Below are 20,115 nucleotides of genomic sequence, written 5' to 3' on the forward strand. Positions count from 1 at the left end.
GTTGAAGAGAATGGTCGTTATATGAGTATTGATTTAGGGATTGATAACCTTGCAACCATCGTAACAAACACAGGTATGAAGCCTGTACTTGTTAAGGGCAAACATATCAAAAGCATAAATCAATATTACAATAAAATGAAGAGCCATTTTACAAGTGTTTTAAGACAAGGTAAACAAACAAATGAAGGACCTTTTACTTCTAAAAGAATAGAAAAACTTCATCAAAAGCGTTACCTGAAAATAAAAGACATCTTCCATAAAGCGAGTCATTATATTGTAAAACTAGCTCAAGAAGAGGAAGTTTGCAAAATCGTTATTGGTCAAAATAAAAGTTGGAAACAAGAAACTGATATGGGAAAGAAAAATAACCAAACATTTTGCCATATCCCGCATCGTTTATTGATTCAAATGATTACATACAAAGCAAATGCGGTAGGTATTCAAGTTGTAGTAACCGAGGAATCTTACACATCAAAAGCAAGTTTTCTAGATCATGACTTTATTCCAACGTATGGAACAAATGACCAAAATGCAACTTTTTCAGGCAAACGAATGAAGCGTGGTATATATCGTTCTGCAAAAGGAATCGAAATCAACGCAGATGTAAACGCTGCGGCTAATATTTTACGAAAAGTAGTCCCGAATGCATGGACAAACGGGATAGAGGGGTTAGGCGTGGAACAGCTCGCTAGTGTGTTAACTCCACTAACGTTAATCGTCCGTTAGGTCGAAACGTTAGAAACCCCCACTTCAAGCTTTGCTAAGTGGGGGAGTATTCATCGTATGTATCCTAGTCATTCTTTCTATAAAAATATTACTTTTCTACAAATACATCTGTGATCTTCCACAATGCTCTTGTCTTACTATAAAAACTGTGATGTAATGCTATATAAAGTGAAACTTCCATCAGTAGGAAGCCTACTGCCCGCAAATAGCAGGATAAATCCAATTTAATTTTTCAGCTATACAGAATACAAAATGGCCTGTCTCTTTGTTTTTAAACCTCGCATGTGGCAGGAATAGGCCCTGACCGCTACTATGCATGGCCAGATGCTCTTGTCTCCTCGCCAAAAAGAAAAGGGGTTTTATATCTTTTTTTACTTGTATATAAAAAAAGCAAAGGAAAACTAATTGATATGTCAGAAACAATTCATTCTTTTCTTATCGATCACCAAACGATGGCTATCCCACTTAGCATCTTATTCAATATTCTTATTAGCCTAGCAGCTTTTATTCCTAGTGTATTTTTGACGGCGATTAACATTTCACTATTTGGGGTAACGACAGGAACAGTCATCTCCATTGCCGGGGAAGCATTAGGGGCTATTATCTCTTTTTATTTATACCGGCTTGGTTTTCAAAAAGCTGCACACAAAAACATAGATAATCACCCAAAAGTAAGGAAGCTTCTTTACGTGCAAGGAAAAGAAGCATTCTTTCTCGTCTTATCGTTTCGCCTCATACCCTTTATTCCGTCTGGCATCGTAACACTATTTGCAGCCCTTGGAACGATGTCCATTCTAACTTTTAGCATCGCTAGTACTCTTGGAAAAATACCAGCGTTACTTATCGAAGTGTATTCTACCTATCAAGTTATAAACGGAACAAATGAAGCAAAATGGATTATTACAATTGCTGGCTTGGCAGGTTTATTTTATTTGTGGAAAACATGGAAGAAAAAATGAAAAAAGGAGCATTATGCTCCTTTTTCACGATATAAAGGGGAGTAAAACCTATTGCACACCAACAGCATCATATGACTGCTTCACAGCTGCCACTTCTGCTGAATTTGTACCGTATAAATCTGCCGCTGCTTGTACTAAACCAGCACGAGCTTGGCTAAATGTTGTTGATTGCGTGAAATATAGTGTATTTGCACGATAGTAGATTGCTCCTACTTTATCTTTGCCAATACCATTCACTGTTACACCGTAATGCGTACCGCCATTTACTAATAAGTAAGCAGCTTTATTGATAATACTGCTATTTGTATGAACTCCGCCATTATCACTCGTTCCTGTATAACGTTTAGAGTAATGATCTGGATCACTATATTTTGTTGGATCGCTCATCGAACGAAGAGCATCCCCAGCTGTACTAGGCGTATAAATGTCTTCTCCAATTTCCCAATCTGGATTACGGTTATCATAGTATTCTATTAATGTTCCAAAAATATCAGAGATTGCTTCATTTAATGCACCAGACTCATTTTGATAAATAAGATTAGAACTTCTTTCTGTCACAGCATGCGTTAATTCATGTCCGACAACATCTAATCCCCCAGACAATGGGATAAATGTATATCCATCTCCATCTCCATACACCATTTGTGATCCATTCCAGAAGGCATTATTATAGTTGCTTCCGTAATGAACCGTCGATTTTAACGCTCCACCAGCATTATCATAAGAATTGCGGTTAAACGTATTTTTATAATAATTGTACGTTACGCCCGCATAGTAATGTGCATCAACTGCCGCTGCATCACGACTAGCATTAAAAATATTATCTGCATCTAACCATAATGATCCTGGAAGAGTCGTACGATTTTTTCCATCATATGTGTAAATGGTTGCACCGTGTGTATTGTCTTGTAAATAATAGCTAGATCCAGATAATGTTGTATTAATAGACTTTGTATCTCCTAATACCCCTTTACCTGTCCCCACTTTATTTGTTCCTGTTACAGGTTTAACCGGTGCCTTACTTGCAGGAGTTGCATTATGGATTGTATTGTATTTATTCAGTACTTTACCATTATCAGCTTCAATGAAATAATAATAGTTTCCTGGCTCTGGATCTAAGAAATTTAAATTCACAACATATGCGTATGTTGTTTCCTCACCATTTTGATATACATATAAATCCGCTGATGGCTCTACTTCATATTTCGGCTTCAGCCCCAAATCTTTTTGTGCAGCTGCAATTGCTTGTTTTCCGTCAATTTTATTTTTATTTTTCAGCTTCTCTTTCTTATCTAGATCAGGCGCAACAGTTCCTGATACAACTTTTAATGCACCATCTTTCCCAATGTGAGCTAGTTGAGTAGACCCCCATACCGGTACACCTTCATACATTTGCTGTAATCGTAAAACTGTTGTTTCTCCTACAGGATCTTTTACCACTTGTTCCACTTTAAACGATTCCTCTGCGCTTTTTTCCCCTAGTTTATAATCTTTTTTCGTAGAATTTAAGTAGTCAAATACAACGGATTCCGCTTTTTTTCCAGACGCGCCTGTTAAATCACCCGACACAAACTCCGGAGACTGCAGGGTCTCATTGTATTTCTTTGTAGAGAGTACGTTCTTTGAATCTGCAAATGCAGAGCTTGTCCCTCCGAACGTTGTCACTGCCATTCCCGCTGCTAATACGAACGCTAAACTCTTTTTTTTCATATTCTTTTCCCCCTAACAAATTTTAAAAAAGAAAGTAGATTTATAGTAGCATTAAGTTTTCACTATTAAAATACTGAAAATTAAATTAATTTATTTCTCAAGTTTTTACTATATTTGGATAACAACTATTTAGAAGGCTCAGTTCATAAATAAAAAGGGGGCACTGTCACTCCGTACTATTTAAATCCTAACTTTAACTCGATTCTAATGTGATAAATTAACGATAATCTTAATATTTCAATATTTTATTTCTCAAGTTTTGATGAACAATTTAAAAACAAGAATAAAAAAGAAAAAACTGCCTCGAAAAGCCGTTTTATAACGGCTTTTCGAGGCAGTTCCATTTCTGATATTTACCTTATACATTTACTGTTTCAACTGTGTCAGTGCCTTGTCCAAAAACATCTGGTACATGAGAATATTGAGTGTCAGCTATCGCAACTACTGCCACCATTGTTAAAACTATACCCATTATTACTTTTTTCATCCTTATCCCTCCCGTATCGTTTCTAGCACTTCAATTGCTAACTTATAATAATGATTGCTTTCTTTGAATCGCAAAGAATTCTCAAAATACTCAGCGAGTTCTATATATACTTTCTTTAATTCTTTTTTATTTCCTGCATTTTTGAAAAAAGGTATCGCTTCTGTTTCTAAAAATACTTTATATACACTTGGTTCTGTAAAATACCTATAACGAAGCATAAGAAGTAAGTACAACTTCGTATTACATCTTTCATCTTTCTTAGCAGAAGTAATCCCCTTATCAATCCACTCTTTTGCTTCCTCTAATTGTTCAAGGTGAATGCATTGAAGGGCCATCTCATATAACGTATCGACGTAGTTCACATCTTCATCTCTTTGATATTTTAAACTTTCCACATAATATTTTTTAGCTTCTTCATACTTTTTCATTCTATAATGTATAGTGCCAATATTACTTAATACCATTGCCATCAATACATCTTTTTCAGAAAAAGAATCCGCTTCACGCAGTATGCTCTCATAAATTTTTAATGCTTCATCATACTGCCCTTTTTCAACATAGCTTAACGCAATAATAATTTGACAATTAATCACATTGCGAAATTTATATTCATTTCGAAATCCTTCCATGGCAATATTAGCGAAATGAAGTGCCATATGTGGAACCTCAAAATGAGTATATGCAAGTGCTAAATTATAATAAATTCCGGTTTCATAATAATCCTGTTCTTTTGCCATTAACTCTGTCTGAATTAAAAACTTTAGTCCATCTTGCCATTTATGCTGAAGGCAATAACATAAAGCCTGGCTATACTGATATAACAGTTGCTGAAATGGAGAATATTTTTTATAAACTTTTTTTAGTTTTTCCAACTCCTCTTTGAGGGCTGGTATATCTCTCTTCATAATTAAGTATCGCGTATATAACAATTTATAATAATTCACAATTTCAAAATCGGCGATTTGTTGCATTTCTGCTTCTAGTTCTACGTATAACTCTTCAACTTTATGTTTCTCTAAATGAACTAGTGCCTTTAACCACTCCTCTAACTTTTCTTTCACCTCAGCTTCAATGTCTCTTAAATCTGACACTGCAATTTCTAATCTCGTACATAATAACTGCAAGATTTCTTCTGAGGCTTCAATTTTTCCATTTTCAATTTTACTTAAATATGAGACGGAACAAATGCCTTGACAGAGCTCTTCTTGTGTCATTTTTTGTTGGAGTCGTTTGTAAAAAATTTGCTTACCCATTTTTTCAAGATTTTGTTGCATAGTCCCCTCCTCCATTCTAAGCTATACCCTAGTACTTTAATAATACATAAAATTCGCAAAAATATAAATTGATAAACAAAAATTTTCCAAAGGATTTTTTGCAACATTTATCCCGCATTAACGGGCAGTAATACTCCCGCCTCAAAATTCAGTAAAAGCAAAGAAGTTAGGCGGGAGATAAACTGCCCGTAAAAGCCCGATTGGTGAGGGCTGATAATCAGTGGGGGATGAAGAAAACCCCCACTGATTAAAGTTTCACTTTATGACATGGATAATTTTTGGCAACAAACTGCAAAAAAGAGGTATACTATAAGCAAAATATGGAGGTGTTTACGTTATGGTACATTATAAAGACGATAGCTACGCCTTACACACAGACTTATATCAAATTAATATGGCTTATACATACTGGAAAGATCATATTCATAACCGCCGCGCAGTATTTGATTTATACTTTCGCAAGCTTCCTTTTGAAAATGGTTATGCTATTTTTGCAGGGCTCGAAAAGATTATCGAGTATGTGAAGAACTTTCAGTTTACAGAAAGTGATATTGCTTATTTAAAGGAACTTCAATTTGAAGAAGGCTTTTTAGGCTACTTACAAAACATGAAGTTTACTGGCTCCATTTGCAGTATGCAAGAAGGCGAGGTTGTCTTTCATAACGAACCCCTTTTGCGTATAGAAGCACCGCTTGGAGAAGCACAAATTATTGAAACAGCACTTTTAAATATTGTGAACTACCAAACGCTAATAGCTACAAAAGCTGCACGGATGAAGCATGCAGCTGGTGATGACGAACTTCTTGAATTCGGAACACGACGTGCTCATGAGTTTGATGCAGCACTTTGGGGAACACGAGCAGCATTCATCGGCGGCTTTTCTTCAACGAGTAATGTCCGAGCTGGAAAACGGTTTGGTATTCCGGTTGCTGGTACACATGCTCATTCCTTTGTACAAGCGTATCGCGATGAATATGTAGCCTTCAAAAAATATGCGGAAACACATGAAAAATGCGTTTTTCTCGTTGATACGTACGACACATTAAAATCTGGTGTACCAAATGCGATCCGCGTCGCAAAAGAATTTGGTGACCGCATTAACTTTTATGGCATCCGCCTCGATAGCGGAGATATGGCGTATTTATCGAAAGAAGCGCGTAAAATGTTAGATGCTGCTGGATTTACCGATACAAAAATTATCGCTTCAAGCGACTTAGATGAATACACGATTTTACATTTAAAATCGCAAGGAGCCAAAATTGACGTATGGGGTGTTGGAACAAAGCTAATCACGTCATTTGAACAGCCAGCATTAGGCGCTGTTTATAAATTAGTTTGTATTGAAGATGAAAATGGCGTCTTAAACGACACAATTAAAATTTCGTCCAATCCTGAAAAAATTACAACACCAGGATTAAAGCGTATTTATCGTATTATTAATCGTACCAATCAGCATGCGGAAGGCGATTATATTGCATTAGATACAGAAGAACCGCAGCAAGAAGAGCGTTTGAAAATGTTCCACCCTGTTCATACGTATATTAGTAAATTTGTCACGAACTTTGAAGCAAAAGAGTTGCACCGTGATATATTTGTGAACGGAAAGCTCACATACGAATTACCGGACATTCTTCATATTCAGCGCCTCGCGCAAAGCAGCTTATCATTCTTGTGGGAAGAGTATAAACGGACGCTAAATCCTGAAGAATATCCAGTCGATTTAAGCCAGACGTGCTGGGATCATAAAATGAACTATATTCAAACCGTGCGAGAACAAATTGCAAATTCTATGAAAAAATAAAGAGAGAAGCTTCTCGCTTCTCTCCTTTTACAAATCTTTTACTCGTAACACACGCATCGCATTTAACACAGCCAGCAATGTTACCCCAACATCTGAGAAGACAGCTTCCCACATCGTTGCAATGCCGAATGCCCCTAATAAAAGAACAACTCCTTTTATCCCTAATGCGAAAATGATGTTTTGCCATACAATGCTGCGCGTACGTTTGGCAATTTGAATAGCTGCTCCTATTTTCGAAGGTTCATCTGTCATAATGACAATGTCAGCTGCTTCAATTGCGGCATCTGATCCTAAACCACCCATCGCAATCCCAACATCCGCTCTTGCTAATACAGGTGTATCGTTAATACCGTCTCCAACGAACGCAATTTTTTCTTTCGGATGTTTTGTCGCATCAATTTTCTCAATTTCCTCTACTTTTTGCTGCGGCAACAGTTCGGCATGAACTTCGTCAATACCAAGTTGTTTTCCAACTGCTTCTCCGACTGACTTTGCATCGCCAGTTAACATAACGGTTCTTTTTACACCAAGTTGTTTTAACAATTGAATTGCTTGCTTCGCATCTTCTTTAATTTCATCAGAAATGACAATGTATCCAGCGTACATACCATCTACAGCTACGTGCACAAGTGTTCCAACAGTTTGCGGTTGCTGGAATGGAATATTTTCTTTTCTCATTAACTTTGCGTTTCCAGCAAAGATTTCTTTTCCGTTCACTTTCACAACTGTACCATGACCAGAAATTTCACTATAATCTTCAATCATCTGTTCATTAACTACTTTTCCATATGCAGCTCGAATGGACTGTGCAATTGGATGATTCGAATATACTTCTGCAAATGCTGCATACTGTAACAATTCTTCTTTCGTCACAAACTCACTTGGCTGCATATCTGTTACTTTAAAGACACCTTTTGTTAACGTACCTGTTTTATCAAATACGATATGTTTCACATCATTTAATGCTTCTAAATAGTTACTGCCCTTTACTAAAATTCCGCTCTTAGACGCTGCACCAATACCGCCGAAGAACCCAAGTGGAATCGAAACAACCAATGCACAAGGACAAGAAATAACAAGAAAGACGAGCGCTCTATAAATCCAATCTGAGAACGTTGCTCCCTCTATAATAAGCGGTGGAACAAAAGCTAATACTGCAGCTGTAATGACGACAACTGGTGTATAATAACGAGCAAATTTCGTAATAAAGTTTTCTGTCTGGGCTTTGCGACTACTTGCGTTTTGCACCAAATCTAAAATTTTCGAAACAGTAGATTCACCGTACTCTTTCGCCACTTCAATTGTTAATACACCATTTTGATTTACAAAACCACTTAATACATCACTGCCAACCTCTACTTCACGAGGTACAGATTCTCCTGTTAACGCCGATGTATCTACCATCGATGTTCCTTCGATTACTTTACCGTCTAATGGTACTTTTTCACCCGGCTTGACGATAATGAAATCACCAATTTGCACATCTTCTGGCGATACTTGTTTCGTTTCATTTCCTACTTTTAAGTTTGCATAATCAGGCCTGATATCCATTAACGAACTAATCGACTTACGCGAACGATTCACCGCAATGCTTTGGAACAGTTCACCTACTTGGTAAAAAAGCATAACCGCGACAGCTTCTGAATAGTTTTGAGTCCCAAAAGCACCAAGTGTTGCAATTGCCATTAAAAAGTTTTCGTCAAACACTTGCCCGCGTACAATATTCTTTGCAGCACGTAAAACTATATCGCCGCCGATAATAATATAAGCAATCACGAAAAGTGGAATTGTGATGATTTGCGGGAATGAAGCTAGTGCAGCAACAGCAGTTAAAATCGCTCCAATCGATAACCGCCAAATCATTTTTTTCATATTCGCTGCTCCGTGATCATGACTATGACTATGTTCTGTTTGCTCTTTCTCACGCACTACGTTTACTTCCGGTTCTAATTTCTGTACGACTTCTTTTATGTTCGCAACAATTGGCTCTAATTCTTGTTTATTCGCTATTTCTACTCTTAATTTTTTAGAAACAAAATCAACAGATGCCGAAGTAACTGCAGGCATTTCGCCTACCTTTGTTTCTATTTTCATCGCGCAGTTTGCACAATCCAAACCTTCTAATATAAATGTTTCTTTTGCCACTTTCGTTTTTTGTTCTTCTCTTACATGAATATGCGGTTCTAATTTACTTACAAGTTCCGTCGCTTCTTTGATAACATGTTCTTCGCTTTGTTTCGATGTTTCTACTGTCATCGTTTTCGTTACAAAGTTCACAGAACAGGATGATACATCCTCTAGTTCCCCTACACCTTTTTCAATTTTCGCCGCACAGTTTGCGCAATCTAATCCGTCTAACACAAGTTTCCGTTTTACCAATGCATCCCCCATGTTTCTCCCTCCTTGTGTTTTATCTATTTTTCTTCATTTACGTGCTCAAATGCTTGCTCAAAAATATGAATAACGTGGTGGTCTGCAAGTGAATAATACACTACTTTTCCCTCTTTACGATTTTTAACAAGCTTCGCTTGTTTTAATACGCGTAATTGATGGGAAATAGACGACTGTGTCATTCCGAGTAAATATGCTAGATCACATACGCACATTTCTGCCTCGAACAAAGCATGTAAAATACGTGTGCGCGTGCGGTCTCCTAATACTTTAAATAATTCTGCTACTTGACTTAAGCTATCATCCTGTGGAATCGTTTGTTGTACTTTCTCGATAACTTCTTGATGAATGACATTTTGTAAACATGTTTCTTCATTTGTTTCTACTTTTTGTTCAGTCACAATAGCTCACCTCTTTACTTGAACATATGAATAATTGTTCATATATGTTATATTTTTTATTATATGAGTGATTGTTCATATGTGTCAATCATTTCCGCTTTTTATCTTTTAACATTGTATATAGAAACGGGGAAAAGGTTATGAAAAATAAACAAAATCAAAAAATTTATAAAGCTTGGTCTGCCTTTTATGATTTATTCATGCAAAATCGTTTCTTTATTAAGGCCAGGAAACGAGCCTTTTCTCTTGTACCTTTTGCAAAAAATCAACAAGTATTATTAGTTGGCGTCGGTACAGGGCAAGATATCCCACTTCTTCCGAACAATACCCTCATCACTGGAATCGACCTCTCAGATCATATGTTAGCGCAAGCAAAACGAAAATATCCTTATCTCCATGTTGTATATCAACAAATGAATGCTGAAGAGCTTACATTTCCAAACAATTCATTTGACGTTGTTATTTTAAATCTTATCTTAAGTGTTGTTGAACATCCTCATATTGCACTTTCAGAAGCATTACGCGTTATAAAAGACGGAGGAAACATCATTATCTTAGATAAATTTCTTTCTGAAGAAAAACAACTATCCCCATTTAGAAAATTAATGAACCTATTTACCGAGAGACTTGGAACAAATATTAATCGTAAGTTGAGTGATATTATAGGAACATTACCGCTTACCATTCAATATGAAGAACCATCTATTTTTCACGGTAATTATCGCATTGTGCTTTTAAAAAATGAAAAAAAGAACCGCTGAACGGTTCTTTTTTTCGTTATTTAGACTTAACTGCATCGACAATTAATGAAACAAAACCAAGTTTCCCAAAATCCCTTCAAAAATACAAAAAACCTTATGCGCTCCCCAACGCATAAGGTTTTATCCCTTTAATTTGCTTGTTTTAAATGATCTTGCGAACTTTTATCTTTCTGTAAATGACTATGCTTTTTAGAGTATACGAAGTATACGATAACTCCTAGTACAAGCCAAGCACCGAAGTATAACCATGTTGTAAGCGGTAAGTTAACCATTAAGAACAGACAACATGCGATTGAAATAATTGGCAATACTGGCACAAGCGGTACCATAAAGCCACGTTGTAATTTCGGATGTGTTTTACGAAGGATCAGTACAGAAACACCTACCATCGCAAATGTTAATAATGCTCCAATATTCGCTAAATTCGACAATTCTTTTAAATCGACAAATCCGGCAATTAAAGCACTTCCGATACCTGTTAACCATGTTGAAAATACCGGAGCTTCTGTTTTTTTGTTAATTTTCGCAAATGATTTTGGAAGTAAACCATCACGGCTCATTGCAAAGAATACACGTGTTGTCGCATAAATGTAAGCAAAAATTACGGCCATGATTCCAATTACTGCACCGATAGCAATAACACCAGCTACTTTATCTTGTCCAACAACTTCTAATACATAAGACATCGCTTCTGGTACATTTAGTTCTTTGTATGACACCATTCCTGTCATAACAAGACATACTGCAATATAAATAACTGTACAAACCGCAAGTGATGCAATAATACCAATCGGTAAATCACGCTGCGGATTTTTCACTTCTTCTGCTGAAGTTGCTAACGCATCAAATCCTAAGAAAGCAAAGAATACTGCAGCTCCTCCGGCAAAGATCCCACTTATACCATATGGTGCAAATGGCGTCCAATTTATTGGTTTTACATAGAATACGCCAACTGCAATAAACAATACAACAATACAAATTTTAATTAATACCATTGCATTATTTACACGTTTACTTTCTTTCGTACCACGAGATAGCAACCATGTTAATAGTAACGTAATACAAACCGCTGGAAGGTTCACAATTCCACCATTAGCTGGAATCGTTAACAGTTGTTTCGGAATTTCTAATCCCAATCCACTTACTAAATTATTAAAGTAACCCGTCCAACCGCCGGCTACCGCTGCCGTTGTTAAAACGTAAACTGACAATAATGTCCATCCCATTAAATGCGCAACAAATTCCCCAATTGTTGCATATGCATACGTATATACACTACCTGATACAGGAAGTGCTGTGGCAACTTCTGCATAACATAATGCTGCAAAGCCACAAACAATTGCTGCAATCATAAACGAGAAAATAACAGCTGGACCAGCATCTCTTGCTGCTACTAATCCAGTTAATACAAGTACTCCTGTACCGATAATCGCTCCAATTCCTAACATTGTTAAGTCAAATGCCCCTAATGTTTTTGTCAAAGTTTTACTTTGACTTTGGCTTAACAATTGTGTCACGGATTTCTTTTTAAATAAGTTGGCCACGACTCTTGCCCCCTTCTAGTTAAAAAGAGCTAAGAGGCACTTCTCTTAGCTCTCATCTTGTTGTATGAAAATATTGTTCGATATTTAGATTAGCAAGATACTACTTCTGCTTCTAATAATTCTTTTGCTGCTTTATATTCTACACCATGTGCTTCTGCAACTGCTTCGAATGTTACATAGCCTTCTAATGCGTTAATACCTTTTAATAATGCAGTGTTTTCTAAGCAAGCTTTTTTGTAGCCTTTGTTTGCGATTTGTACTGCATATGGTACTGTTACGTTTGTTAATGCAAGTGTAGATGTACGTGGAACCGCGCCAGGCATATTTGCAACTGCATAGTGAACTACACCGTGTTTTACATAAGTTGGGTCGTCATGTGTTGTAATACGATCAGTCGTTTCGAAAATACCACCTTGATCGATTGCGATATCAACTACAACAGAACCTGGTTCCATTGATTTAATCATTTCTTCTGTTACAAGTTTTGGTGCTTTTGCTCCTGGAATTAATACTGCACCGATTACAAGATCAGACTCTTTTACAGCTTGTGCAATATTGTAAGGATTAGACATTAAAGTTGTCACTTGGTTACCAAAAATATCATCTAATTGACGAAGACGATCTGCGCTTAAGTCGATAATTGTTACATTAGCACCTAGACCAACTGCAATTTTAGCAGCATTTGTACCAGCTTGTCCACCACCGATAATTGTTACTTTACCGCGTTTTACTCCTGGAACGCCAGCAAGTAAGATACCTTTTCCACCTTTGTTTTTCTCAAGGAATTGTGCACCAAGTTGTGCTGCCATACGACCTGCAACTTCACTCATAGGTGCTAATAATGGTAGAGAACGGTTTTCTAATTGAACTGTTTCGTAAGCGATTGCTACTACTTTGTTGTCAATTAACGCTTTTGTTAATTCTGGTTCTGGAGCTAAGTGTAAGTAAGTGAATAGAACTAAACCTTCACGGAAATATTTGTATTCGCTCGCAACTGGCTCTTTAACTTTCATTACCATTTCCATAGACCAAGCTTCTTCAGCTGTTTCTACGATTTTTGCTCCTGCTTCTACATATTGCTCATCAGTGAAACCAGATCCTAATCCTGCACCCTTTTGAATGAATACTTCGTGATTGTTACGAATTAAATGTACAACACCAGCTGGTGTCATAGCTACACGGTTTTCGTTGTTTTTAATTTCTCCTGGTACTCCAATACGCATTATGAAATGCCCCCTTATAATTAACAGAAAAAAGGAATTCTTTTTTCTTTTTTAAATAATTGATAACTTATGAATTTATTCTAGCATAACTTTATATTCATGAAAACGCTATCATATAAAAAAATAAAAGTTTTTATATTTAGAATAGTGAAAATATAAAAAACTTTATTTCACAAGGATGCTTCATGTTTTTTTATTATCTACCATTCTATTTTTATTATAAACATGGAAACTACACATCCATTATTTATTATTTCAAAATAGAATAGAGATGTAAAAAAAACTATACAAATCGCATACATATGCATTTTAAGCTCCCTTTAACATTTTAGAAGTATATTCTTTTTATATCAATCCATTTTGTTTTTTCAACATACAAGTCGCTACTATGAAGAAATGATTCCTCAATAACAAAGGCCTATTCCTTTTTGGAATACGCCCGATTCGTTCAACTATCAGTGGGGATGAAGAATACTCCCACTGATGTAAGTTTCACTTTATAAAATTGTAATAATATCATTCATGCTGTTTAAAATATAATCGACTTCTCCTTCTAAATCTTCCTTCCTGCTCGCACCTGACAGAACGCCCGCCACTTTAATGTTGCTGTTCCTTGCAAATCTCACGTCTGTTAATGTATCACCTACCATTAACACATCTTCTTCAACCAGTGAAAATTCCTCTTTAAACATATGATAAAAGTCACTTTCAGGTTTTGTTTTATTCACACCATCATCTGCACCTAGAAAATCAACATAATCATATAATCCGGTCATTTTAAGGGAATGAATCGCTGCATCAACATCGTCCACTGTCACAACTCCGATGACATATTCATGGTCTTTTAAGTATTGTAATGTTTCCTTTGCTCCTTCTACTTCTGTAAAGACAAGATCATCTGCTGTAGAGTGTTTTTTGAATAATACACATACATCACGAATAAAGTTCTCTTTACTCACATTTTGATTTTCTAATAACAAAAACCAGGTAGCTGCAATAAAATAATTTGTTCGGCAAGCTAGTATACTCGTCCCCTCAAAATTGTTATCGTTATCGCTCATACCAATAATCTTCAAATATTCATCTCGCTTACCTTTTTCGTTTTGGTACATTTGAAAAATATCATCTAAAACACGATGAACGATTTTGTACCAAACAGAATCTAACTGGATTAGTGTTCCATCTTTATCAAAAATAATTGCTTTATTCATTCTTACCTCCTAAACCTTCATATCATGCTTTCTTCTTACTCGTAACGTTGTGATGAATCGGATTCATAAACCATCAAATACTGCACTAGTTCCTTATAATCACTCCAGCTATTCACATCATAAAAAAGGGCCGGTTCTTCATACGATATCGTTATCCCCTTTATAAATGACTTTTGAAAAATAGCGCGTGCGCCTTGATCGCCTTCTAATGTTTGCAAAAATGGGAATGTTTTCTTTGCAAACAAAACAGGCGGTCTGACAATGCCGCGATGTTTTGCGGCTACATAATAGACCGTTTTATGTCGTTTGTAACAATCTATTAATTCATTAATTAGCTCTGTTTTAATAAAGGGTTGATCAGCAAGTAAAACAACAATCCCATCCGCTTTCATATGCATAGCTTTCTGAACACCGCAGCGAAGTGAATGTGATTGTCCTTGAATAGAATCAACACAAGGAAGAATGTGTACGTTCTTTTGTCGTAATGATTGTAGGGCCCAGCTCGCATCATTTGTGACAATAATCATATCTGCGAGTTTGGAAGACAGAGCTGTTTGGAGGGCTACATTACCAAGTGGTTTATTATGGAGAGGAAGAGAAAGTTTATGAATTCCTGGTCCCATTCGTCTACTATTTCCAGCTGCTAAGTATACACCAATGATTTTCATCTCACTTCCCCCGTAATTTCCCGATGATTTCAGCCATGATACTAATAGAAATTTCACCCGGACCTTGTGCACCAATTGAAATTCCAACCGGAAAATGGAGATGATGGGGGATTGCTTTCCCTTCTAGTAAGCGCTCTGTACGATGCCGCGGGCCTAAAACACCGATGTAACGAACACTTTTTTCTAATAAGAGAGAGAGTAATTGCCGATCTTTTTCAAAGTGATGCGTCATAATGACAAGAAAATCACTTGGATGTAAGGAAAGTTTTTGGATCATTTCTACCGGAAACCCAACTACACATTCATCAGCATTTGGGAATTGCTCCGTATTACATAAGCCCTCCCGCCAATCGCAAATTGTTACAAAGAAGCTCGTTTCCTTCGCAAAGCGAACGAGTGGCTTTGCATCTTCTCCCGCTCCAAAAATAAACAGGCGGGGCTTTGGTATAAAAAGCTGACTATAATATTCATCTTGTAATCCATTTTTCAAGTCCGTTTCCTTTGAAATAGCACCTTCCCAATTCCTATTATCATATATAATGGCTGTTTTTTCTAACGAAAGGTCTTTCACCATCCAAGCAGAGGAACTACCAGTAAGATGAATATATAAGTCTTGTAAAATTGCTTTATAGTTATCATCTATATGTTCTACTAATACATGAATGACGCCATTACATCCTACTCCCCACGACAAATCATCTTCTGCTTTCGTGTTAAATGTATGAATCGCCCACGTTTTATGCTCCATAACATCTGCCGCATAGTAGAAAAGTTCTTCTTCAATGCACCCAGCGCTTAACATTCCCACCTTTGTACCATCTTCTTGAAAAAGCATCATTGTTCCTTCTTTTCGATATGCCGATCCTTCAACATGAATAATTGTCGCTAATGCACAGCGTTTCTCACAACATAACAACGCTTCTAATACATCATATACGGAAGTCATTTTGAATCCCCCCGCCGCTTTTGCAGTACAGACTTTACAGCTTCTTCAATTTCTTGATAACTCGTACAACGGCAAATGTTAGAACTTAACCACTCTTCAATTGTTCGATCATCTGCATCAGGCTTTTGCAGGGCAAGTCCGTGGCAATTCATAATAAATCCCGGTGTACAGTATCCGCATTGGAACGCCCATTTCTCTTCAAAAGCTTGTTGAATTGGAGCTGATTGTAATCCCTCTATCGTTGTTACTTGCTTTCCAATCGCTTCAACAGCCAACATAATACAAGACTTAATTGGCATCCCTTCAACAAGAACTGTGCAAGCACCGCAATCACCATTTTCACAGCCAGGCTTTGCTCCTGTTAAATCCAATTCGTGACGTAATATATGTAATAGTGTATCAGCCATCCTAGCAATGACCTCTCGCCTTTCTCCATTTACATGTAGAATAAGCTGCACGTTTCTCATCTTTCTTCCTCCTCTGCAAAATTTCGCAATAGATCTTGCAGTACAGATTGAAATACAAATGTCCGATAAGCACGCGAGCCTCTTATGTCATCTAATACAGGAGCAGGAATATGAGTTAAAGCGTGTTCAATTCTTTTCTCAAATGGAATACGCTTATTATTTAAATCCGCTTCGATCTGAAATGAACGAAATGGAAAAGCACATAAACCGCTGCACGCCATTCGAATTTCGCCATCATATTTTATCGCTGCAACTGTCACAAGGGGATAATCAATTTTTTCTAGTTGCCGTTTCTTCACGCTATAATACGGCGCTATTACATACCGCCGCTCTGTAATGATTTGTACAAGAAACTCACCCTTTTGTAGTTGTAATTTTTCTACAAAAACTTGATGAGCAGGTACATATTTCATACCCTCTATTCCTGCAATGACAAATGTGCTATCAGCTAATAAAAACGGGAGCACAGCTTCCTTATAGCGAATCCTTCCCGCAACATTTCCGCCAATTGTAATTTTATTTCTTGCGGTGCGATCTGCAGCTCGGCCAGCGGTTTCTCCAAGGAGCGGAAATACTTCTGCTTCTTGAACATTCGTTATCGTTAATGTTGCACCGAGTAAAAGTTTGTCGTCCTGCCATTCACAAACATTACATTCCGGAATTTCTTTTATATCAATAACAGCTTTCGTTCGAATGCGCTGCGAACGCCCCATCGTAATGATTTCTGTGCCACCTCCATAGTAAAGCGGCTTCTTCCCCTCTTGATTTAGCTGGTGAAATAGCTGAATTGCTTCTTGAATAGAATTTGGGCGAAAATACTCAAAATCAAATGGTATCATTCCATCCCTTCCCTTTTTTGCATCTCTTTCCAAATTAATTCTGGAGTAAGCGGTAAGTTTCGCAATGAAATACTTGCCGCGATGGATAAGCCGTTCGCTAAAGCTGCCGGCATGCCAATAATTCCATGTTCCCCAAGTCCTCTAGAACCAAATGCCGCCTCTTCATGCGGTACTTCTACAAAATCGACGATATATTTTGGTTGTTGGCCGTAATGAATGACTTTATAAGAACGAAATTGGTGATTCAAATTTCTTTCCTTCGCATCATAGTGAAATGTTTCTCGCGTCGCAAAACTTAGCCCCATGCTCATAGCGCCCATAATTTGCGTTTCTGCTCCCTTTTTATTTAAAACAGTTCCCGCATCTGCAACTGTTACAGCATTTAATAATCGGTATGTATAGTCTTTAGGATTAAACTCCACTTCTACTGCTTGCGCTCCTACTCCCCATTCCGGTCCTTGTTTGCCTTTTCCTGTCTCATAATCAATGTCTGTAATGCCCTCAAATACGTAACTCCCTCTTCCGACCACTTCCGTTCCTTTTACATGGCCATTTGAGTCTACATACCCAAACACAACTTTCGAAAAAGGCACATGTGTATTCGGGTTCGTTTTGACATAGATTTGTTTTCTGGCAATCTCTAATTCTTCTGCGGCGTATCCAAGTATACTTGAGGCTGTTTCTCGCAATTGTCTCATCGCATCTTCTGCCGCTCTTATAACGGCATTTCCCACAAGATATGTCGTTCGACTTGCTGCTGTTTTCCAATGTTTTGGAGCGACTTGTGTATTGACTTCCATCATGATATGCACATCATTAACATCCATATTCATTTTCTCTGCCACCATTTGTGTGAGCACCGTTTTTGTTTCCTGCCCAATTTCAACAGCGCCGCAATTGATGTTGGCACTCCCATCACCGTTAAAAGTTAACACAGCACCTGCCCCGGCATTACTTGGAGTAGTCGAATTTTTCCAAAAGCAGCTAACCCCTTTTGCACGTACCATACCATTAGATAGAACAACTTTATTTCCCTCTTCCCAATTAATAAGCGATTGTAACTTTTGTAAGCACCCCGTCACATCTCCCGTATTACTTCGCGTTACAGGTACTTGTGTCGGTGTTGTATCGCCTGGCCTAATCGCATTTTTCAGACGAAACATAAGCGGGCACATCCCTAACTTCTCCGCAAGTATATCGATCATTCGTTCCATTACAAACGTATACTCTGAATGTCCAAACCCTCTAAACGACGTGGCATATGTATGGTTTGTATACATACCAAGTGAATCACACCATACGTTTTCGATCCCATATGGGCCCGTGCAGTCCAGTCCAGCCGCCTTACTCATCGTTACCGCTCGATCAGCATAAGCACCGCCGTCAAATAAATATAAAATTTCTGTTGCCTGCAGCTTTCCATCTTTTGTGCACCCAAGCTTTACTTTCGCTTGTAAACCGATATGAACAGGAGACGTTATGAAATCTTCCTCTCTACTATTTCGAAGGGTAACTCGTCTTCCCCCCACTGCTTTTGAAGCAATATATGCTAAAAATTCAAGTTGCACCGCTGTTTTCCCGCCATATGCGCCCCCGACTAAAGGCACATGTACAATAACTTTCCCTTCATCAATTTCAAACGCTTCGCTTAACTGCCTCTTTATTTCAAAAGGAGCCTGTGAAGTAGAATGAACAATGACATCTCCACTTGGCTTCACTTCTACCCTCGCACACCGTGTTTCCATTGCCGCATGATCAGATTGCCGAAAAGAAAATGTTTCACAGGTAATAAAGTCACTGCTAGCAAATCCTTTTTGAATATCACCCTTACGAATTCTCGTCCGATTTGCGATATTTGTATGCGGCTTTGGGTATACTTTTTCTTCTAATTTATATTGTTCCACATGTTCATGGACCAATATGTTCGAATCATGATAGGCTTGCAAAGGCGAACGAACAACTGGGAGCTCTTCATATATAATACGGATTCGTGCTGTAGCTTCTTTGGCAATTGCTTCATCATCCGCTACAACAAGCGCAACAGGCTCACCAAAATACCGTACTTTTTCAAAGGCTAACGGAGGACGATCAACGATGCTAGAACCGACAAGAATCGGATAATCCGCTCCCGTTACCACAGCATGTACACCTTGTACTTTCTGCGCCCCGCGAATATCTATACTCTTAATATAAGCATGCGCATATGGGCTCGTAAGCAGTTTCGCATATAGCGTACCAACCTCTATTTCATCATTAATATATTTTGCTCTTCCCGTTACTTTATCAGCACTTTCCTTTCGCTTCACACTTTTCCCTATGACACGATACCGTTCCATTCCCGTCCTCCTTTGCTCTGCTCTTCTACCATCCTATTTATACTGACCGCAATTTAGTACACAGCTCTTCATATATAAAATGAAACTTTAATCAGTGGGAGTTTTTATGTCATTTTTTCAATTTGTATTTATATACAAAAAACAGGCTACTAGCATTTCGCTAGTAGCCTATTATTCCATAAAGTGAAACTTTAATCAGTGGGGGTTCTCTTCATCCCCCACTGATTATTAGTTGAACCAATCGGGCTTTTACGGGCAGTTTATCTCCCACCTAACTTCTTAAGAAAAGCGGAAGCGGCTCGTTCAGAATCGCAGGACGCCCACGCCCCTGACAGAGAGGCGCTTTTTGCCTCGTCCGAGGGGGCGAAACG

The 20,115-nt window shown here is 37.7% G+C and carries 17 protein-coding genes; 4 read left to right on the top strand and 13 right to left on the bottom strand.

Annotation, left to right across the window (positions count from 1 at the left end):
• Both BR72_RS16080 and BR72_RS16085 read left to right on the top strand, forming a co-directional pair.
• Nucleotides 1-726 (top strand): RNA-guided endonuclease InsQ/TnpB family protein (locus BR72_RS16080; RefSeq protein WP_035434513.1); only part of this gene is annotated, 726 nt, incomplete at its 5' end.
• A 410-nt stretch (nt 727-1,136) separates the two neighbouring features.
• Nucleotides 1,137-1,685 carry a TVP38/TMEM64 family protein gene (locus BR72_RS16085; protein ID WP_035434533.1) on the top strand — a complete coding sequence of 183 codons (549 nt, stop codon included), beginning with the start codon at nt 1,137-1,139 and terminating at the stop codon, nt 1,683-1,685.
• A 48-nt stretch (nt 1,686-1,733) separates the two neighbouring features.
• Here BR72_RS16085 and BR72_RS16090 read toward each other — a convergent pair whose 3' ends face one another.
• The 3 genes from BR72_RS16090 to BR72_RS16095 all read right to left on the bottom strand — a co-directional run bounded on the left by BR72_RS16090 (nt 1,734) and on the right by BR72_RS16095 (nt 5,156).
• Entirely contained in the window at nt 1,734-3,395 is a 1,662-nt protein-coding gene (locus tag BR72_RS16090; protein WP_035434514.1) for a M4 family metallopeptidase, read from the bottom strand.
• 358 nt (nt 3,396-3,753) lie between these two features.
• Nucleotides 3,754-3,882 carry an NprX family peptide pheromone gene (locus BR72_RS26455; protein ID WP_141771705.1) on the bottom strand — a complete coding sequence of 43 codons (129 nt, stop codon included), beginning with the start codon at nt 3,880-3,882 and terminating at the stop codon, nt 3,754-3,756.
• A 2-nt stretch (nt 3,883-3,884) separates the two neighbouring features.
• Nucleotides 3,885-5,156, bottom strand: coding sequence for a helix-turn-helix transcriptional regulator (locus BR72_RS16095; protein ID WP_035434515.1), 1,272 nt, complete (start codon nt 5,154-5,156; stop codon nt 3,885-3,887).
• 337 nt (nt 5,157-5,493) lie between these two features.
• Between BR72_RS16095 and BR72_RS16100 the strand changes: the two genes are divergently transcribed.
• On the top strand, nt 5,494-6,957 hold the full coding sequence (locus tag BR72_RS16100) for a nicotinate phosphoribosyltransferase (protein ID WP_035434516.1): 1,464 nt from the start codon (nt 5,494-5,496) through the stop codon (nt 6,955-6,957).
• A 27-nt stretch (nt 6,958-6,984) separates the two neighbouring features.
• On the opposite strand, the gene BR72_RS16105 is transcribed toward BR72_RS16100, so the two are convergent.
• The gene (locus BR72_RS16105) at nt 6,985-9,348 is read right to left on the bottom strand and encodes a heavy metal translocating P-type ATPase (protein WP_035434517.1); all 2,364 of its coding nucleotides are present in this window, start codon (nt 9,346-9,348) and stop codon (nt 6,985-6,987) included.
• Between the two features lie 23 nt (nt 9,349-9,371).
• Nucleotides 9,372-9,749 (bottom strand): ArsR/SmtB family transcription factor, encoded by a 378-nt coding sequence (locus BR72_RS16110; protein WP_035434518.1) that lies wholly within the window; start codon nt 9,747-9,749, stop codon nt 9,372-9,374.
• A 140-nt stretch (nt 9,750-9,889) separates the two neighbouring features.
• Between BR72_RS16110 and BR72_RS16115 the strand changes: the two genes are divergently transcribed.
• Entirely contained in the window at nt 9,890-10,510 is a 621-nt protein-coding gene (locus BR72_RS16115; protein ID WP_035434519.1) for a class I SAM-dependent methyltransferase, read from the top strand.
• Between the two features lie 128 nt (nt 10,511-10,638).
• Here BR72_RS16115 and BR72_RS16120 read toward each other — a convergent pair whose 3' ends face one another.
• From BR72_RS16120 to BR72_RS16155, 8 genes are all read right to left on the bottom strand, one after another.
• Complete coding sequence (locus BR72_RS16120; RefSeq protein WP_035434522.1) at nt 10,639-12,054, bottom strand: amino acid permease; 1,416 nt, start codon at nt 12,052-12,054, stop codon at nt 10,639-10,641.
• Between the two features lie 89 nt (nt 12,055-12,143).
• Nucleotides 12,144-13,277: an alanine dehydrogenase gene (gene ald, locus BR72_RS16125; RefSeq protein ID WP_035434524.1), complete on the bottom strand. Its 1,134-nt coding sequence runs from the start codon at nt 13,275-13,277 to the stop codon at nt 12,144-12,146.
• Between the two features lie 497 nt (nt 13,278-13,774).
• Entirely contained in the window at nt 13,775-14,488 is a 714-nt protein-coding gene (locus BR72_RS16130) for an HAD family hydrolase (RefSeq protein WP_035434526.1), read from the bottom strand.
• Nucleotides 14,489-14,523: 35 nt separating this feature from the next.
• Nucleotides 14,524-15,156 carry a nucleotidyltransferase family protein gene (locus tag BR72_RS16135; protein ID WP_081904911.1) on the bottom strand — a complete coding sequence of 211 codons (633 nt, stop codon included), beginning with the start codon at nt 15,154-15,156 and terminating at the stop codon, nt 14,524-14,526.
• Nucleotide 15,157: 1 nt separating this feature from the next.
• Nucleotides 15,158-16,102 carry an XdhC family protein gene (locus BR72_RS16140; RefSeq protein WP_035434528.1) on the bottom strand — a complete coding sequence of 315 codons (945 nt, stop codon included), beginning with the start codon at nt 16,100-16,102 and terminating at the stop codon, nt 15,158-15,160.
• Nucleotides 16,099-16,569 carry a (2Fe-2S)-binding protein gene (locus BR72_RS16145; protein ID WP_035434529.1) on the bottom strand — a complete coding sequence of 157 codons (471 nt, stop codon included), beginning with the start codon at nt 16,567-16,569 and terminating at the stop codon, nt 16,099-16,101. Before BR72_RS16145 ends, BR72_RS16140 begins: the two co-directional genes overlap by 4 nt.
• Nucleotides 16,566-17,408: an FAD binding domain-containing protein gene (locus BR72_RS16150; RefSeq protein ID WP_035434530.1), complete on the bottom strand. Its 843-nt coding sequence runs from the start codon at nt 17,406-17,408 to the stop codon at nt 16,566-16,568. Before BR72_RS16150 ends, BR72_RS16145 begins: the two co-directional genes overlap by 4 nt.
• Nucleotides 17,405-19,744 (bottom strand): xanthine dehydrogenase family protein molybdopterin-binding subunit, encoded by a 2,340-nt coding sequence (locus BR72_RS16155; RefSeq protein WP_035434532.1) that lies wholly within the window; start codon nt 19,742-19,744, stop codon nt 17,405-17,407. Before BR72_RS16155 ends, BR72_RS16150 begins: the two co-directional genes overlap by 4 nt.
• Nucleotides 19,745-20,115 lie beyond the last annotated feature (371 nt).

Source organism: Bacillus sp. UNC322MFChir4.1, assembly GCF_000746135.1.
In the GTDB taxonomy this organism is placed as follows: Bacteria; Bacillota; Bacilli; order Bacillales; family Bacillaceae_G; genus Bacillus_A.

Bases quoted from the DNA above. Each gene is read 5' to 3' on its own strand.
- BR72_RS16140 (WP_035434528.1), bottom strand. From the start codon at position 16,102: ATGACTTCCGTATATGATGTATTAGAAGCGTTGTTATGTTGTGAGAAA.
- BR72_RS16150 (WP_035434530.1), bottom strand. From the start codon at position 17,408: ATGATACCATTTGATTTTGAGTATTTTCGCCCAAATTCTATTCAAGAA.
- BR72_RS16090 (WP_035434514.1), bottom strand. From the start codon at position 3,395: ATGAAAAAAAAGAGTTTAGCGTTCGTATTAGCAGCGGGAATGGCAGTG.
- BR72_RS16145 (WP_035434529.1), bottom strand. From the start codon at position 16,569: ATGAGAAACGTGCAGCTTATTCTACATGTAAATGGAGAAAGGCGAGAG.
- BR72_RS16135 (WP_081904911.1), bottom strand. From the start codon at position 15,156: ATGAAAATCATTGGTGTATACTTAGCAGCTGGAAATAGTAGACGAATG.
- BR72_RS16130 (WP_035434526.1), bottom strand. From the start codon at position 14,488: ATGAATAAAGCAATTATTTTTGATAAAGATGGAACACTAATCCAGTTA.
- BR72_RS16105 (WP_035434517.1), bottom strand. From the start codon at position 9,348: ATGGGGGATGCATTGGTAAAACGGAAACTTGTGTTAGACGGATTAGAT.
- BR72_RS16095 (WP_035434515.1), bottom strand. From the start codon at position 5,156: ATGCAACAAAATCTTGAAAAAATGGGTAAGCAAATTTTTTACAAACGA.
- BR72_RS16100 (WP_035434516.1), top strand. From the start codon at position 5,494: ATGGTACATTATAAAGACGATAGCTACGCCTTACACACAGACTTATAT.
- ald (WP_035434524.1), bottom strand. From the start codon at position 13,277: ATGCGTATTGGAGTACCAGGAGAAATTAAAAACAACGAAAACCGTGTA.
- BR72_RS16155 (WP_035434532.1), bottom strand. From the start codon at position 19,744: ATGGAACGGTATCGTGTCATAGGGAAAAGTGTGAAGCGAAAGGAAAGT.
- BR72_RS16085 (WP_035434533.1), top strand. From the start codon at position 1,137: ATGTCAGAAACAATTCATTCTTTTCTTATCGATCACCAAACGATGGCT.
- BR72_RS16115 (WP_035434519.1), top strand. From the start codon at position 9,890: ATGAAAAATAAACAAAATCAAAAAATTTATAAAGCTTGGTCTGCCTTT.
- BR72_RS26455 (WP_141771705.1), bottom strand. From the start codon at position 3,882: ATGAAAAAAGTAATAATGGGTATAGTTTTAACAATGGTGGCAGTAGTT.